Raw genomic sequence first — 16,258 nt, 5'->3', positions numbered from 1 at the left:
TTACTTATAGTTTAGTGGACTAATCCACATTCAAATAGTTTCCCGATTTATCTACCAATTCATCTTCTACTTCTATGCTGTAATCGGGTATTTTAAAATAAATGAATTCGTTATCGGGATCGGGAAACTCGGTCAGTTTCAACCTAAATTCATGTTTGCGATCTGCCTTTCCACTATTATTTTCCCTCCAACCGCTAATAAAAACAGCTGTACCATCAGGACGTACCGAATCGTCACTTTCAGGGCCGCTCAAGGTACTCGGGTCTAACAAAATCCTTCTCAGGTCGTAAAAGGAACGCTTCCCGTTTGCGGTGGCTTCCGGATTTTTATCAAGGTTCAACCCATAGACTATGGGGCCACGCATGAGGGCCACCCGTCCCGAATTTCTTTTCCTTCCTTTTATAAAACGGATATCCATCGGAAAATCTAGAAGTACCCGATCCTTCGACGTCCATTTTCTAGTAATATCCACAAAAGTCCCCGGTTTGATTTCTCCCTGCCATTTTTCGCCATTGACCGTAATAGTCGCCTCCTTGGCCCACGAAGGGATCCTCAAGGAAAGCGGAAAGGTCGATGCCTTGTTCGGGGAGACCGATAACTCTACCCTTCCCGAGGTCGGATAGCTGGTCTTCTGTTGTACGTCTACCGTAATACCGTCATTGAGCTCTACCCTTGCTTCGGATTGGGCATAAAGGTTCACGGCCACCCCATCTTCTTTCGACCGGTAATAAACCATTCCGGGCAGCTCGGAAATAATCCTTCTAAAATTGCCGGGGCAGCACATGTATTCCACATCGTAGTAATGACGCTCCCCTTCAAAGGGGGTATAGTAGCGTAACTTTCCCCCGTCTGGTGATTGGGCGCCAAAGAGTCCGTTATACACGGTTCTTTCAATGAGGTCGCCGTACTCTGCCTTTCCGGTCAAACGGAGCAAGCTTTCATAAACCCTGGTTTGATATGCGGTAGCACAGGTCTCCCCCAATTCGTTTTCCCCATCTTGGTCGTCGGTCCAAATCTCACGTTGTCCGGCACTTCCCGTAATGGTCAGGCCATCTTCCGCCAAGAAAAACCGCATGGCATTCTCGGTCTGTTGCAAGAGCTCCTTGTTTCCCGTATACCGGTAAAGTTCAATTTGCGCCATGCACATGGCAAAATAGGCGAACATATGTCCGCTTACCCCAGGTCTACGGCCGATCTCGATCTTGGTATCCCATTGGTACAAGGACTTGGTCTTTTCCGAAAAATTCAGGAAGCGTTTTTCACCCGTGGTTTTATACAGTCTGAAAATAGCCCAATCGATTCCCGTGTCGAGCACGTGCATATCTACTTCGGCGGCGTAATCATCGGGCATTTCGTGCCAATGTTCCATAATAAAATCAGCCGTCTTTATGGCCGCTTTGAGCGAGCGTTTGTTCCCGAACAGTTCATAGTCGGATGTTAGCCCGTCTATGATAAAGGCCATTTCATGGATATCCCAATTATCACCACCCCCTTGGCTGTTCCACAGTCTACGTTCCGGCTTATAAAATCCAGAATACCCATTTTTCAGCTGTTCGTCAATAACCTTATCGACAATCTCGTTCTTTATTTCCATCATTTTCGGATCATGGGAATAGGCCGCCAATCGTACGGAGGCATCTATGAGCATTCCCATACCGATAAAGGCCCCTACCACTTCGGGTCCGGTTTTGGCCTTAAAGTGATCCGTGAAGTTTTCATCGAGATGGAGTTTTTTGATGTTGTTGTCCATGGTCACATCAAGTCGCCTTCCGATTTCGCCTTCTATCTTGACGTTCTTTACCAAAACTTGATGAAACTCATCCGAAACTTTAGCCGGTACAACATCTTGGGCATGGAGCAGTGGAATACCTACCGCAACTAAAGCGATGTATACAAGAGTACTTTTCATTATCTTAATTGTTTTAAATTTTTATTATTCATCTATCCTTATAATTTTGCTGTTCAGCGCTTCCCCAAGCTTATCGTAAAGGTCTTGGTTTCTCCCTCTTCAAATGAAATTTTCAACGGATCGCCTTTACTTGTAAGCTCTTTTCCCGAGTTATCTTCGCTGGTCCAAGTGGTGTGATAGTCCCTAATCAGTAGATTGATATCCTGCTTTTTATTGGAGTAGATGGTACAATGCACTACACCTTTGTTAAAATCCCACGATAGCTCCTTCACCCGGGCTTGGGTCCGGCACACTATATTTGTGATCTTACCCACGGCGATATCTTCTTTCCAGGCCGGCAACAACTCAATAAACCCCGGGCGAGAGTATACCAAGGCTTCGGCCACGACGGTGGGCAAACTACAGAGTGCATCGGAGTTAAAAATTTCGAGATCCGGATTATGGGAGGTAAACATCCCCCTGTAAATAAACTTTTTAGACAGCATATAGGCCAGGTTTTTATACAGTAAATCGGCCTGTTTAAGTCTTGCGCCGATCAGGGCCCGATGCATGAGTCCATGCGCGGAAAAGTTACCGGATTTTCTCTTATTTGCCGCTATTATGGCCGCATCAAAAAGCTCGGGCGTCTCCTCAGGGTTAATATCATGTCCCGGCCACACCGGATAAAAGTGCGATGCGTGGCGATGGTCGTAGTTGTCCTCTAAATTGGGGGCGGCCCATTCCTTTAAACCTCCAATATCGTTGATAAGGTAAGGAGGAAGCTTGTCTATTAGTTCCTGTAATTGCTTTCTCCTTTCTGATTCAATTCCCAAATCATCGTACACGGTAATCAAGTTGGTAAAAATCTCCTTGGCTACGGCAATATCCATGGTAGCGTTTATTACCCCGCCCACCTTTAAGTTTGACGGTGTATTTTCGGGAGAATAGGAAGGAACGAAAACAAAATTTCCCTTACTATCCTTAACGGTGAGGAAGTCCTCATAAAAGAGAGCGGTCTTTTCCATCATCGGCAACAAACGTTCCTTCAAGAACTTCTCATCCCCTGTCGTTTGATAATACTCATAGCATGGGGAGAGCAGCCATCCTGCCCCTGACACCCAAAACTGACCCGGAAAGGAGGCGTTAAAATGGGTATGCAAGCCCCTTCTCCCCGAGGTCCTGAATCCTGATAAATACCCTCTGCAACCGTAAATGTTCTTAGCATTTATTTCCCAATCGGGGGCAATCCGCTCCAACATTTTCATATAACTATCAATCGCTTCGGGCATGTCGGTAATGTTCGCCGAGGAAATCTGAAGGTTTACATTGGCATCGGTGGTAAAATCACCTGACCATTCCGGTCTCCATTGCCCGTTCCATATCCCCATTAAATTGGGCGGGTTTTCGCCACTCGAAGACAATAAGGCGTACCGTCCCATATAGAACATGGTTTCTAGAAATTCGGGAGAAATACGATCGGGGTTTTTAATCTGTTGGGCAATCAGTTCTTCTGTCGAGTGCCGGACCGAATCGTTGGGATAAATATCAAAGTCTACCCGGTTGAAAATTTCCCCATGAACTTTAGCGTGACGTGCCAATAAGGATTTATAGTCTAGCCCAACTTTGTTTATGGCTTTTTTGGCCCCTTCAATTTGGCTTTTTCCAAAATCTTCCAAAGGAATGATTTTACTGATCAGCAAAACTTCTTCCGCATCCCGAATACTCAAAACACTGTCGTTTACAGCAGTATTTCCTTGGTTTACAACCACCTTGGTAAGCACTTCATAACCCCGTTCATTGACCCGGTAATTCACCCGAAATGTAAGCCAATCGGAGCTTAGCGACCGTGTAACATCTGACACCCCATAGGGAACTTCTTCCCTAGTGGCCCAATCTTCCGGCTTTGCCCCCTGCATATCCATTGAGATTTCGCAATTGATAGCCCCATCACCGCCAATTTTTTGAACGATGACATGGTCTTTTCTGCTTACAAAAGATCTGCGGTCAAAGCGGTGTCCGCCATCTTTCCAACTTACTACCACTTCCCCTGTTTCAAAATTTAGGCTTCTTCCGTAATCCTCGATAGAATTGATCTGTGGTTGTTGGATGTTCATGACAAGGGCCGGATGGTAAGGATCCGTCCATAGCAATTTTGGGAGGCCTTCATCTTTTGCCCTATCAATGGAATAGGTAATGGCCCCTTCATAATTGCCATTCATCAACATTTTTCTGGTCTGCGGTAAGTACTTGGCAATATCGGGTGGTTCAACATTTTCATTCCCGATAGGTTCATAGAGGAATTCGTGATTAAAGATGACCTGTTCATTTTCAGGTTGACCAAATACCATGATACCCATTGCCCCATTACCACTCACGAGGGCATCTTGCCACATATCCGCGGGTAGCACACTATATATAGCTTTGGAATAGCTTTCTTTCTTGGTATCGCTTTGGCGGTCACAGGAAAGGAAGGTTATGGCCACTATAAATAATTTGACAATGTTGTATTTCATTATATTTTCTTTCTTTTGTTTCCTTCAATAAGTTACCTGTTTATATACCACTTGCGCCAGAATAAAAATTAAATATTGGGGCGATAACTATCGCCCCAATTTCAATTGTAAATAGCGGTAAATTAAGGTTTACCAACCTGGGTTTTGTTCCAACTTTGGGTTTATATTGATTTCCCTTGTTGGCAAGGGCCTCAAATAGTGTTTTCCTTCATCGAAATATCGCCTTTCGGAAGGCTCTACGATAAGGAAGCCATTCGCATCGGTTCGGCTCTGGTAGTCTTCCTTGAGATAGATGTTCTTATCGTCGTCATTGATGATAATAGGATCGGTACCCCATTGTGAACCTAGTATTTTGATACCTAAGACGGTCTGTGGTAGAACTTCCTCGGCGATCTTCCATCTTCGCAAGTCGTCGTAGCGATAGCCTTCCAAGGCAAGTTCAACGGTACGCTCCCTTCGTATCTCCTCCTTCATGTCCAATCCGTTCGAACTAACAAAGGTGTTTTTTAGAGGCAGCATCCCTACCCTATCACGGATCACATTGATCGACTTATCTAAATCGATATCACTGATACTACCGTTTTTTTCGTATAAGGCTTCCGCATAGATAAGCAATACTTCGGCATAGCGGATCACATGGGTATCCCATCCGAATTGGTTCTGTTGGGTGGTATTCCCAAACTCGTTTTCAGATCTGTACTTGTTGGTCATATAGCCCGTATTCCCATTTCTTGACGGGAAAAATGGCCAACTTTCAATAGGTTCCGGGAAAAGTGACCAGACCACGGAACTACCGGGACGGACAAAGGTCATTTCCATACGGGGATCACGGTTTTCGTATTCCGAAGTCCTTGTATCATACCCATTGAAATCATCCGATTTATCGATGGGGAGTCCATCGGTACATAAATATTCATCGGCCAATTTCTTGGTAGGGATATATTCCCCACCTAAAATACGGTCACTGAAATTCTGACCGCGTACGTTCACCTCATAGCGACTGTCCAATATACTTTCAGGGGAGTCGTCTCCTTCCTCAATAAAGAGGTATCTATAACTTTCGGCACCCTTACCCGTAAACAAGCTGAACTCATTACTATCGATGACCTCACTGGCCGATGCAATGGCTACATCTAAGTATCCCCCATCACCAGCGCCGTGATATTTCCCCCAAGTTCCTTCAAAAAGGGCGATTCTAGCCTTTAATGATAGGGCGGCACCTTTGGTGATCCTACCCACGTCAGCTGAAGCAAGACTTGATTTTAAAGGCAGGTCTAGGGTAGCATCGGTAAGGTCTTGTAGCATAAAATCGACAGTTTCCTTTCTTGTGGCCCTTGCGTCGTATAATCCTTCCGAATCGATATCGGGTACATCCTTTATCAAGGGAACTCCCCCGTACAACCTAAAAAGCATCCAATAGTTCCAAGCCCTGAAAAATTTAGCTTCCGCAACAAATCTTTTTACATCGGCATCCTCTAATTTTCCAGAATTTTCCGCTTCGGCAAAAATCTTATTGCACTGTCGAATGTAGGTATAAGGGGTATTCCATTTATCATCGGTATCGGAAACCACATAGGTTCCGTTACTTATGGAATTATCGGTAAAATACGCAATTTCAGACTCTACATCGGCTTCTATCTTTTGCTGAGACAGCGAATAGTAAAGGTTGTTGGAAGCCAATTTAAAATCATCGGCAGTCTCCCAAAAGGTGGCATCTGAAATAGAGTCAAGAGGATATAGATCCAAGTCTTTGGTACACCCGGAAATTAGCAAAACAACCAAAATAATATAATTATATAACTTTTTCATTTTTCTATTTGTTAGGGTTTAAAATTTCAGGTCAACGCCCAGTGAAATGGTTTTGGTAAATGGGTAATTCTGGTACGTCTTGTTTCTACCCGCGAACAAACTTTCGGGATCATAAGTATTGCCCCATGTGCCCTTACTAAAAGTAAAAAGGTCATCGGCACTTGTATAAAGTCTAAAGCTCTCCAATCGCAATGATTCACAAATCGATTCCGGTAGGTTAAAGGCCAGTACCAAGGACTTGACCCTTAGGTAGGAAAGCTTGTTTACCACCCGGTCGGAATATTTGTAGTTCCAGTCCCTTAGTTCATCCCATCCTACACCACCGGGGATGATTCTAGGAAATTCGGCATCGGTTCTTTCGGGCGTCCATGTTTTTCCGTGAAAGTAACTTATAGAAGGGTGCCATACGTAGTACAAGGGCATGCTAGGTACACCTTCCCTGATACCGACACGCTTGCCCACTCCCTGAAAGAGCATGCTAAAGTCAAAATTCTTGTACGATAGACTGATGTTCGAAGAATAGGTATACCTCGGGTTGGTATTCCCTAAATACTTCATATCGCCCGTGGTACCCGCTTCGGGGTTGCCAAATGCCGTAATTTTTCCGTCACCGTCCAAATCGTTGTACATGGCATCACCGATACCGATATTCTGGGGAACGTTTTCCAATTTTTTGTATTCGTCCAACTGCTGTTGATTTTGGATAAAGCCGTTGGATTCAAATCCGAAATACGAATTTATGGGATAGCCCTGCCTTGTCGACACCAATCCTTCGGCATAGGAATCGTTTCCTTCCAGTTTGGTCAGTTTGTTTTTGGCATCACTCACGTTGGCCGAAATGGAATACTTAAAGTCGCCCTTGGTATCGCTCCAACCTATGGAGAAATCCCATCCCTTGGTTTCCAAATCACCGATGTTCAATGTAGGGGCCGTACCACCGAGGGTTGCCGGCAAGGTTACATTGACCAACATATCGCTGTTCTTCTTTACGAAATAATCGAAACTACCGGCCAACCTTGATTTAAACAAGGCAAAGTCGATACCGATATTGGAAGTCTCTATCGTCTCCCATGTACGCGATTCGGAGGCTATACTGGCAACCGCACCTGGCAAACCAACATTGGGCGAGCCCAGAGGATAGTTCCCCGATACCGTAATAAGGGGAATATAATCGTAGTTACCGAAACTTAGGTTTTGGTTCCCCGATTGGCCCCAAGAAGCCCTTAATTTTAAATCGTTGATCGTATTCGAATTCTTTATAAAATTCTCCTCTCCCAAATTATATGAAGCCGATACGGCGGGAAACAAGGCACTCCATCTTTCGCTGGCCGCAAATTTTGAACTTCCGTCTATTCTTGTGGTTACATCGACAAAGAATTTACGGTTGTACGAATAACTGAACCTTCCGAAGTAGGAATTCAATGCCCAATCGGTCAAGGACCCTGTATAATCCATAAAGGCTACATCGGTCCTGTCGGCCAGGTTTAGGGTAAATATGTCGTTCGATTTAAAGTTATAGCCCGTTATACTTTGACTTTCGTATTCATTTTGCTCGTGCGAGACACCACCCATTAAATTAATGCGATGATTGTCGAACAGGGTTTTATTGTAATCTAAGTATGCCGTATATGAACCATAGGTGTTTTTAGAATTGAAATAGGTTGCGGAATTCGGATTGTTTCGCGTACCGAAGGTTTCATCGTCCCAATTGATCAGATCGAAGGTACGATTAGAAGCATTGGAATCGTATATTTCGAAATTCACCCCTACCTGGGTTACCAGCTTTAAATCGTCGGTAATACTAAGGTCGGCCTTTAAGTTGGTTTGAAATTTCTTTAGGTCTGAACTCTTCTCCCCGTTTTCCTCTAACAATTGCACCGGGTTTTGATAGTTTTGATACCAGTAAAACTGGCCATCGGGCGTATATGTAGGGGCATAGCTCCACATCAGGTGTGCACTTTCTATGGCGCTTCCCAAAGCCGATGGTTCCTTAACCACATTGTTGTCGAATGCCGTACGTAGGTTTACCTTTAACTTGTTCTTAAAAAGATTGAAGCCGAAATTCACCCTGAGGTTGTACAGGTCCGATTTTGATACACCATGGGTGATGACACCATCGTTCGATTTGTAGCCTGCCGAAATCAGGTAATCATGATTCTCTTCCCCACCTGAAATCGATAGGTTGTGCATGCTTTGGGTTCCGGTTCCGTAGATATCCTTCAACCAATCGTGCGAGCCGTAAAAACCAGGGTAGTTTTCCAAATACTTCATCCACCCATTGCCCGGTTCTGGCGCAGCGTTGTTTCTAATTTTATCGAATACTTCCTCGGTCACCCCGGGCTGCCCGATGTTTCGCATTCCCTCATCGTACATTTCCGCCATTTGCAAGGTGTTGGTCATTTCGCTTATGTAGGTTGGAATATTGACCCCATAGTTATAGGAGTAATTTACCGACAAGCGCCCTTTCTTTCCCTTTTTCGTGGTCACCATCACCACCCCATCGGCCGCACGCGCACCGTAAATCGAAGCTGCCGCATCTTTTAAAACGGTAACATTCGCAATATCATTAGGGTTTATGGTGTTGAGATCTCCGGGAATTCCATCGATCAAGATCAAAGGACTACTACCCGCTATGGACGAGGCGCCCCGAATATTTATGGAATAGCCTTCGCGACCCGGTTGCCCGCTACTTCGGGTTACGGTAACCCCTGGCATGGCCCCTTGCATGGCATCCAAGGTATTGATCACCGGACGGTCTTCAAATATTTTATCGCCTACTTTCGATACCGAACCTGTCAATTCCCCTTTTAGCTTGGTTCCGTATCCCACAACAACGACTTCATCCAAACCCGAGGCACTTTCTTCCATTTGTACACTTACCGAAGTCTGTCCCTTTAGGCTGACCTCCTTGGTCGCGAAGCCTATGTAGGAAATCACAAGTATGGCGTTTTCATTGGCCACGTTTATGGCAAAATTACCGTCAAAATCGGCCGTGACCCCGTTTGTAGTGCCCTTCTCTACGATATTCGCCCCTGGAAGCGGTTCTTGGTTCGCATCTAATACAACGCCCTGAACTTGCCGTTGGACCACCGTGGCTACCTTTGATTTCTCGGGCACGACCCGTGTTGTTTGGGCTTTCGAAGCATCGACCTTGATAACGATCTGCTTTTTCAGGATGATATAATCAATGGGCGTTCCCTTAAAGAGTATGTCCAATATTTTCGCTACCGGCTGATTGGTAACCTTGACCGAGACCAATTTCTTTATATCCAATTTTTGGTTGTTATAAAGAAATTTAAAATCCGTCATCGACTCTATTTCCTCAAAGACCTGGCGTATTTCTACCTCGTTCAGGTCAAGGCTGATCCTTGTTTTTTGCGCGTATCCGTTAGCCTGTACGGAGAAAATAGAGAGCATTATAAGAATTGCCGAAAGTTTCATTCTTAAATTTAATTTTAACGAATGGGCACTGTAGGTACCCATGCCAGTACATTTTTCCATATTTTTGTAAAGTTTTTTAGTTGACTATTGAATAGTTGATTATCGTAAGTCGGGAAATGTTAGCGCATTTTCCGATTTTTTTTGTTCGATAACACCTATTCGATTTTATTCAATTCACTCTTTTTTGGTTATTTCATAGGCACTTGGTATTAGTTGGTTTTGTGATTATTTTGGTGGGAAAATGATAATATGGTTATCTGTTATTTGATATTCAAAAGGGGTTTCGAGCGTAAAGGAATTTAAAACATCGTCTATGGTCTCTACATCAAAGGTGGCGGTAAACACTTGGCCATTTAGTTTTTCATACCTATTCTCTATGGTCACGTTATAATGCCTTTGTAGTTTCTCTATAATCTGTTTAAAGGAAGTACGCTTTAGTACCAATACCCCTTTGACCCAATCGGTATAGGTATGGGTATCGACTTTTTCAAATTCTATTTGTTCATAGAACTTATCCCAGTCGGCCTTGTATCCGGGTTGCAATAAAGTTCCCTCCCCATTTTTGTCTCCTTTTTGGGCGGGATACAGCATTACCGACCCCTCCACCAAAACGGTACTTACTTTTCTATCTAATTTATAAGACGATATGTTGAACTGGGTGCCCAAGACCTGAACATCCATTCCTCCGGCACTTACAACAAATGGGTGCCTTTTATCTTTGTATACATTGAAATAGCCTTCACCCGAAAGAAAGACTTGTCGGTTTTGCCCCGGTATAAATTTGACCGGATACTTTAAGGAAGACCCCGCATTGAGGTGCACTACGGTACTATCGGATAAGATCAACGTAAATCTTTTACCATAGGGCACTTTTAAGGTGTTATAGGAAAGTTCCGTGTCCTCCCTATGTATGGAATAGTCCAATTGCTCTTCTACCTGTTTTACCAATACGCTTCCCTTTTTGTTGGTAATGGACTTTATCTCGTTGGGGGCAATCACCTTGACTTCACCATTGCCCAGTTGTAAGGTAATGGCATCGGTCGGTGCCACAGGGCTATCGGTATCGTCACCGTATTTCAAATAGCCCAGACCCAAGGCCAGTCCCACAACAAGCAGTGCGGCATATTTCAAAGGAAACCGTTGGAAAGAACGGAGCTGTGTTTTTCTTTTTTGTAATTGTGAACGCGCTACAATACGGTGCCAATCCGCTTCGATATCGAGTTCCAAAACCTCTGAAACGTTTCCTCCCCGCTTTTTAACAGCTTGAAGGCGACGAAACAAAGATCTATTTTCCTCGGAATCATTTATCCAAGCATCAAAATAGAACCGTTCTTCATCGGTAAGTTTGTCCTTTAGTTTTTTAACTATAATCGGGGCTATGTCCATAGTCTTCATTCCGTTCGATCAGGCTTAAAAATTGATCGCTTTGGTATATGACCCAGGAATGATAAAATAGGGTGATGCTATATTGAAAAAAGTTTAAAATTTTTTCAGTAAAAACTAGAAAATCCAAAAAAAGAAGAGGGTATAATGCACATTTCCCAAATTACTTCGCAGAATGCGATATGCCTTTTTCATTTGGGTCTTTACCGTATTCACCGAAATCCCTAAGGAATCGGCGGTAGAATTGTATTTCTGGCCCTTTACCACACAAAGTTCAAAAACGTTCTTGCATTGGGGAGGAAGTTTTTCGAGCGCATCTTGCACCTTCAATCTTAGTTCATCATCCGGCCCCTCTTCCTCCAAGGCGATTATCAAGGCATTTTGATTTAAGGGCTCTAATTTTTTCGAACGTTCCAAATGTTTCAGGCTTGTATTCTTAACGGCCCTCCAGATATAGGCCTTTAGGTTTAGAATTTCGGCTGCCTGATCTTTGACCAAGATTTTTACGAACACATCTTGAACAATATCCTTTGCCTGGTCCATACAAGCCACGTAACTATAAGACAACAAACAGAACTCTCTATAGCATTCCTTGAAAATAACCTGCACCTCTACCCGTATACCATTTTCTTCTTTGGTATCCACAGGTTTCCGTAAAGAGCTATTAGCTGTTAGTTTCATCGATTCCATCCGTTCATAAGAGCTTAATGGTAAAAAAGAGAATAGCCTCTGTACAGCATCCATACAACGCAAGCTTGTCTTAAAAAAGAAAGACAATGCGCCTGAACGTCTTAGAAAATTTCCATAAATTTTGAACCAGAGGGTACATCCCTTAACAGATATATCTCTTTCAAGTCCCAACCCCCCAAATCGGATTTGTAATTTTCTTAAATATCCTTATGTATTTATAAGAAAACCATAATTTGAACGATGTTAAAATATTGATTTCACTACCCAAAAGAAGCTTATACCGCTTTGTGGCAAAACGAAAATCGGGTTAAAAAAGTGCATGTGTAGTCGTTACGTGCAGTTCGTTCGCCGTTGTAGATATGATAATAGAAAGAATAGCAAGATCCTCCCCCATAGAGCTAAAGGTTTTTTTGAAAGCCTATGGCGCGTATACTAGCCGACCTTATCAACCACTAGGGTTTGCCGATTACTCGGTCTCTTCGCCAATACCGATATTCTTAAAGGTTTGGATGATCAGCTGCATTTCCTTTTCGTGTAAGTGCTTATCGGAAATCGCCATATTTTCAAGAATCTGTGCCAATACCTTCTTTTTAGGGAAGGTCATATTATGAAGGGACACCAATGCTTCGTCAACCGTTGTGTTTTTGGCCTCATTGATCAAATCATTGTCCATATCGATATCTTCTTGAAGTTGTCTCATAGCTTCAAGCTCGCCCGGATGTACGGTCCCATCGGCCATTACCACCTCATGGGCCATAACATAGATCGCTTTCTTTTCAACGGCTTCAAATTGTGCTTTTTCTAAATTCTTAGTTTTCATAAGGGTCTTATATCAACTTCACTTGTTCATAGATTCAAAGATATAGGCCATTAAGCTACTTTCCTTAGTATGCTTAAAACCGTCGGAAATAGCCGTCATCTCTAAAATCGATTCTAGGTTTTTCTTTTTTTCCTGGGGCATTTGCCTCAAAATGGAAAGGGCCTGTTCACTTTCAATATTCCGGGCCTGCATGATAAAATTACTATCAAAATCGATTTGCCGCATCAGTTGGGAAACGGCGTTGATTTCCCCATTATGCACCTGTCCGTCTGCCAAGATAAGGGAATTTACAACGTGTACCATGGCCAGTTTTTCGGCCAATGTAAAGACCGCTATTTTCTCTTGCATAAATGCTTAATGGTTTTTGTTTATTCCGGTAAGATAGTAAATTCTTTGAAAGTGCTTCCAATTTTACACCAATAGCGGTTAGAAGACAGAGAGTGTAGGTTTCAGCTTGGAAGACAATTGCAATTTTGAGGGGATTATCCCAATGCTGCCATAGAGAATTTCATATACGGCTTTCCTTAGCAAGCCTTCTTGGCGGGAGTTATTTTATCTTTTTTCTTCTTCCTTTTTCATATCTATAATTCGAGTCCCTTCCATATCCAATTTCATCTATCACTTCAAACCTAAAGTTTTTCAGATCCTTGGTCTTTATTACCTTGATGCCGAAGGGTGCGTTAACAAAATAGGCATACTTGTCATCCTTGGCATAATAATGAATATCACATTCCAAATAATATGGGGCATCCTCCCCTATGCATTCTTCCAAGAATTCAAAAGTGTCCGGATTGGCCCCTTCTACTATTTCATTTTTAAAATACAGATGGTCTTTGTCCTTAAAAAGGGTTTGGACTTTTGGGTGGACTTGCTCAAAAGTATCGACATCACAAGCCACTTTTCGGGTATGGCCAAAGAATATGGTGTCTTTTACCCTTTGATAGCAGCCATTGATCGGAATCATCTCGGAAAGCGCATAAGGCAATTTGTCTTCGTACCAATAATCGGATTCCCCCGAAGTGGAATAGCCGTTATCGATATCTACGATTTGAAAATCGTTTGGGTCTGCATTCGGCAAGGTGGCGAAACCGCACATATAACTTTTTAGGTATACGGCCTTTTTATCTTTAAAATAAATGGTGTTTTCGGCTTCATTTGCTTCAATTAGGCTAAAGCTGGCAATATCGATGTTCTTAAGTTCTTTCTCAAAACAGGTGTCGCCATAGAAGTAAATCCACTCGCTGTTCTTTGAATAACCGTGTCCTAAATGTACCCAATCGGTGTCATAATCCTTCCCCCGAAAAATTTCGAATTCCCTGCCAGATTTATCTTTGACCAGTTGTCTATCCCAAAATAAATCCAAGATTACTAAATCGTCCATGCTTAATTATTGTTAGGCTTATACTGTTGTTTTACGTTTTGATATCCATTTTTCGCTATCGAGCTACATCTTATGCCCTGCCAACAACTTCCACCGCCTTTGTCTGTGCCGGTAAAACGAACGGGCCCAATTAGAGATAAACCTGGTTAAGATTCCGCCGTAAATAACAATTTCATCTTCATAGGAAATAGCCCTATCCCCTATGGACCTCATGGAAATTTTATGGTTCCAAACTTTTGCGAAACTGTCTTTTTCAACGGTTTCCAAGATATAATTATTGTCATCTATTTTGGAAAAATGCAGGGTATGGAGTCCCCCAAAAGGTATAAAGCCGTATACCCTCATTTTTGTGGTCACCGTCATTCCCTCTTTCCAGGTCTCCGGAAATTTCCCGCCCGTTGGTGTAAACTCTATTTTCCCCTTCGCTATAAATTCAAGCGTGGCGCTTTTTTTTACTTTTTCCCAAGCGGATTCAAGGTCGATTTGAATTTCAGAGCTTACCGTCAATCTATGGGCGCTTACTTCTTTGTTCCCACAAGGTATTTTTATCTTTTCAATTCTTGAGGTCATGGCTTTTAAATCGATAGGTGTTGGAATGCCTTTTCGGCACTAAATTTCCCTACAAGTTATAGTAAAAATAGATTTTGCCCCTATTGTGGCCAACGAAGGACCTAATTTTTGTAGAAAGCGGCCTTTCGTTTTTTGAAGGGTACAAAAAAACAAAGAGGGCCATATGCCGCTGTTTTTGCTATGGTGGTTTTTAATGGTTTTGCAAGGTTTCCAACACTATTTTCCAAGAATCATCTGCCTGTCTTTTCCAATTGGCAATATAGCTTCCTGTATTTTTAATGGTATCCAAGCTTTCTGCAATAACCCCAATACTCTAAACTCAAAGCTGCTGAAGGATAAGGTCTTGGAACTAATCACCGCATAAATTTCATCCTTGTCGTTTAGACCAAAAAGTAAAAATGGCAATAGGATTATGGCATTATTTATTTTAAAAAATAAGGATGTTGGACTCCATGTCGAGTTGTGCAACGCTTACCCTTGTTGTAAGCCGTTTTATTCCGCAGTGGTATTCGGGTTATGTCTGATTTTAAAGTTACAAGAATTAGCGATAAAACACATTTTATTTGCTTGTCCGTGTAATTCATTTGCTTTGTCAATCATATTCAAATCCGTGATTTTCACTTTAGGATTTAGAGTAACCTCCGTAAATTTTCCGCTTCCATTTTTAGTTTCCTCCATAAGTCCTGTTGCGTTATCTAAATATTCGGTCACTACAATTTTATGTACCGAACATAAATGTAAATACCAAAGCATATGACAAGCTGACAATGAAGATAGAAAAAGGTCTTCAGGATTATATCTCGTCTTATCTCCCAAAAATGATGGATCAGATGAACCCTTAATACCATCATATTTTCCGTCAGCCATGATTTTATGGTTTCTATTGAAAGATTTATAATTCAGAGTTCCGTTTCCCTCGTTTCCTGTCCATTCAACTTTGATTTCGTAATAATGTTTTTTCATTATTCTCACTTTAATATTTTGATTTAAAATGGCTTACGCTTCTTGTATGGTGCGTACGCTTCCCGTAGGGGGCATATGCATTATACAAATTATCAGCAAATGTCACTTTATTATCTTACCCTTTGAATTGATGATGACATCTTTGTTGCCAACTTTTGCATTCGCAGTATTGTTATCAGAAAACTCAGAAATAAAATCAAATTCATAAGGTATAATCAAATTTCCCGTTTTATCAATTGCTCCGTATTTGCCTCCTTTTTGTGTTTTATAGGGACCGTTTTCAATGACTTCAAATCCCCTTCGTACAATAGCGATTTTATTTTTGAAGGGAGTAACACTTTCAAATTTAGCCTCGACAACTATTTTTCCGCATTGGTTTATAAATCCTAGTTTTTCATTTTTCTTAAATCTGGCGAAACCTTCATGAAAATCATCAATAAAATTTCCCATTTTTAAAACAGGTATATTTAATTTTTTTCCAGTTTTGTCAATAAAATAATTTCTATTTACACTATCTCCAACGGCTGCAATACCACAGTCAGTAAATTCACTAGCTATTCCAAATTTAGGTTGAATTATAATTTCCCCACCTTGTTTATACCCCCAACCTTTATCGGTTTTAAATGGTATAATTTCCTTCGACTGCGAATTACAGCTTGTAATTAAGAAAAGTGCTATTAATTGAAAGATTTTTTTCATCTTCTGCATTTTTTATTTTAATACCTCCCAAAATTCCATTGAGTGAGCTGTATTCAATAAATTATAAGTTTTTACCTCTCCTTTTTCCCATAGGTCAACAT

The 16,258-nt window shown here is 42.1% G+C and carries 12 protein-coding genes; all 12 read right to left on the bottom strand.

Annotated features, from left to right (window positions below):
- Nucleotides 1-19 precede the first annotated feature (19 nt).
- Nucleotides 20-1,909 carry a beta-L-arabinofuranosidase domain-containing protein gene (locus B4Q04_RS07595; protein ID WP_088696463.1) on the bottom strand — a complete coding sequence of 630 codons (1,890 nt, stop codon included), beginning with the start codon at nucleotides 1,907-1,909 and terminating at the stop codon, nucleotides 20-22.
- 53 nt (nucleotides 1,910-1,962) lie between these two features.
- Complete coding sequence (locus B4Q04_RS07590; RefSeq protein WP_088696462.1) at nucleotides 1,963-4,401, bottom strand: glycosyl hydrolase family 95 catalytic domain-containing protein; 2,439 nt, start codon at nucleotides 4,399-4,401, stop codon at nucleotides 1,963-1,965.
- 129 nt (nucleotides 4,402-4,530) lie between these two features.
- Nucleotides 4,531-6,210, bottom strand: a complete 1,680-nt coding sequence (locus tag B4Q04_RS07585) for a RagB/SusD family nutrient uptake outer membrane protein (RefSeq protein ID WP_088696461.1) — start codon at nucleotides 6,208-6,210, stop codon at nucleotides 4,531-4,533.
- Between the two features lie 18 nt (nucleotides 6,211-6,228).
- Complete coding sequence (locus B4Q04_RS07580; protein ID WP_088696460.1) at nucleotides 6,229-9,711, bottom strand: TonB-dependent receptor; 3,483 nt, start codon at nucleotides 9,709-9,711, stop codon at nucleotides 6,229-6,231.
- Between the two features lie 165 nt (nucleotides 9,712-9,876).
- On the bottom strand, nucleotides 9,877-11,046 hold the full coding sequence (locus B4Q04_RS07575; RefSeq protein WP_013995261.1) for a FecR family protein: 1,170 nt from the start codon (nucleotides 11,044-11,046) through the stop codon (nucleotides 9,877-9,879).
- A gap of 105 nt (nucleotides 11,047-11,151) precedes the next feature.
- The gene (locus B4Q04_RS07570) at nucleotides 11,152-11,715 is read right to left on the bottom strand and encodes a sigma-70 family RNA polymerase sigma factor (RefSeq protein WP_161496051.1); all 564 of its coding nucleotides are present in this window, start codon (nucleotides 11,713-11,715) and stop codon (nucleotides 11,152-11,154) included.
- A gap of 475 nt (nucleotides 11,716-12,190) precedes the next feature.
- On the bottom strand, nucleotides 12,191-12,544 hold the full coding sequence (locus B4Q04_RS07565) for a TerB family tellurite resistance protein (RefSeq protein ID WP_013995259.1): 354 nt from the start codon (nucleotides 12,542-12,544) through the stop codon (nucleotides 12,191-12,193).
- 18 nt (nucleotides 12,545-12,562) lie between these two features.
- Nucleotides 12,563-12,892 (bottom strand): hypothetical protein, encoded by a 330-nt coding sequence (locus B4Q04_RS07560; protein ID WP_013995258.1) that lies wholly within the window; start codon nucleotides 12,890-12,892, stop codon nucleotides 12,563-12,565.
- Nucleotides 12,893-13,091: 199 nt separating this feature from the next.
- Nucleotides 13,092-13,925 carry a DKNYY domain-containing protein gene (locus B4Q04_RS07555; protein ID WP_088696458.1) on the bottom strand — a complete coding sequence of 278 codons (834 nt, stop codon included), beginning with the start codon at nucleotides 13,923-13,925 and terminating at the stop codon, nucleotides 13,092-13,094.
- A 63-nt stretch (nucleotides 13,926-13,988) separates the two neighbouring features.
- Nucleotides 13,989-14,495: a hypothetical protein gene (locus tag B4Q04_RS07550; protein ID WP_236630987.1), complete on the bottom strand. Its 507-nt coding sequence runs from the start codon at nucleotides 14,493-14,495 to the stop codon at nucleotides 13,989-13,991.
- 492 nt (nucleotides 14,496-14,987) lie between these two features.
- A complete protein-coding gene (locus B4Q04_RS07540) occupies nucleotides 14,988-15,458 on the bottom strand; it encodes an OsmC family protein (protein WP_013995253.1) in 471 nt (156 codons plus the stop codon).
- Between the two features lie 102 nt (nucleotides 15,459-15,560).
- Entirely contained in the window at nucleotides 15,561-16,157 is a 597-nt protein-coding gene (locus B4Q04_RS07535) for a WG repeat-containing protein (RefSeq protein ID WP_161496050.1), read from the bottom strand.
- Between the last annotated feature and the right edge of the window lie 101 nt (nucleotides 16,158-16,258).

The organism is Zobellia sp. OII3 (assembly GCF_002211465.1).
Lineage (GTDB): Bacteria > Bacteroidota > Bacteroidia > Flavobacteriales > Flavobacteriaceae > Zobellia > Zobellia galactanivorans.
The sequence above is the reverse complement of the archived record's forward strand: the minus strand, read 5'-3'. Positions and strand labels throughout refer to the sequence as shown.

Bases quoted from the DNA above. Each gene is read 5' to 3' on its own strand.
- B4Q04_RS07555 (WP_088696458.1), bottom strand. From the start codon at position 13,925: ATGGACGATTTAGTAATCTTGGATTTATTTTGGGATAGACAACTGGTC.
- B4Q04_RS07585 (WP_088696461.1), bottom strand. From the start codon at position 6,210: ATGAAAAAGTTATATAATTATATTATTTTGGTTGTTTTGCTAATTTCC.
- B4Q04_RS07595 (WP_088696463.1), bottom strand. From the start codon at position 1,909: ATGAAAAGTACTCTTGTATACATCGCTTTAGTTGCGGTAGGTATTCCA.
- B4Q04_RS07550 (WP_236630987.1), bottom strand. From the start codon at position 14,495: ATGACCTCAAGAATTGAAAAGATAAAAATACCTTGTGGGAACAAAGAA.
- B4Q04_RS07570 (WP_161496051.1), bottom strand. From the start codon at position 11,715: ATGAAACTAACAGCTAATAGCTCTTTACGGAAACCTGTGGATACCAAA.
- B4Q04_RS07590 (WP_088696462.1), bottom strand. From the start codon at position 4,401: ATGAAATACAACATTGTCAAATTATTTATAGTGGCCATAACCTTCCTT.
- B4Q04_RS07580 (WP_088696460.1), bottom strand. From the start codon at position 9,711: ATGGAAAAATGTACTGGCATGGGTACCTACAGTGCCCATTCGTTAAAA.
- B4Q04_RS07560 (WP_013995258.1), bottom strand. From the start codon at position 12,892: ATGCAAGAGAAAATAGCGGTCTTTACATTGGCCGAAAAACTGGCCATG.
- B4Q04_RS07535 (WP_161496050.1), bottom strand. From the start codon at position 16,157: ATGAAAAAAATCTTTCAATTAATAGCACTTTTCTTAATTACAAGCTGT.
- B4Q04_RS07565 (WP_013995259.1), bottom strand. From the start codon at position 12,544: ATGAAAACTAAGAATTTAGAAAAAGCACAATTTGAAGCCGTTGAAAAG.
- B4Q04_RS07575 (WP_013995261.1), bottom strand. From the start codon at position 11,046: ATGAAGACTATGGACATAGCCCCGATTATAGTTAAAAAACTAAAGGAC.
- B4Q04_RS07540 (WP_013995253.1), bottom strand. From the start codon at position 15,458: ATGAAAAAACATTATTACGAAATCAAAGTTGAATGGACAGGAAACGAG.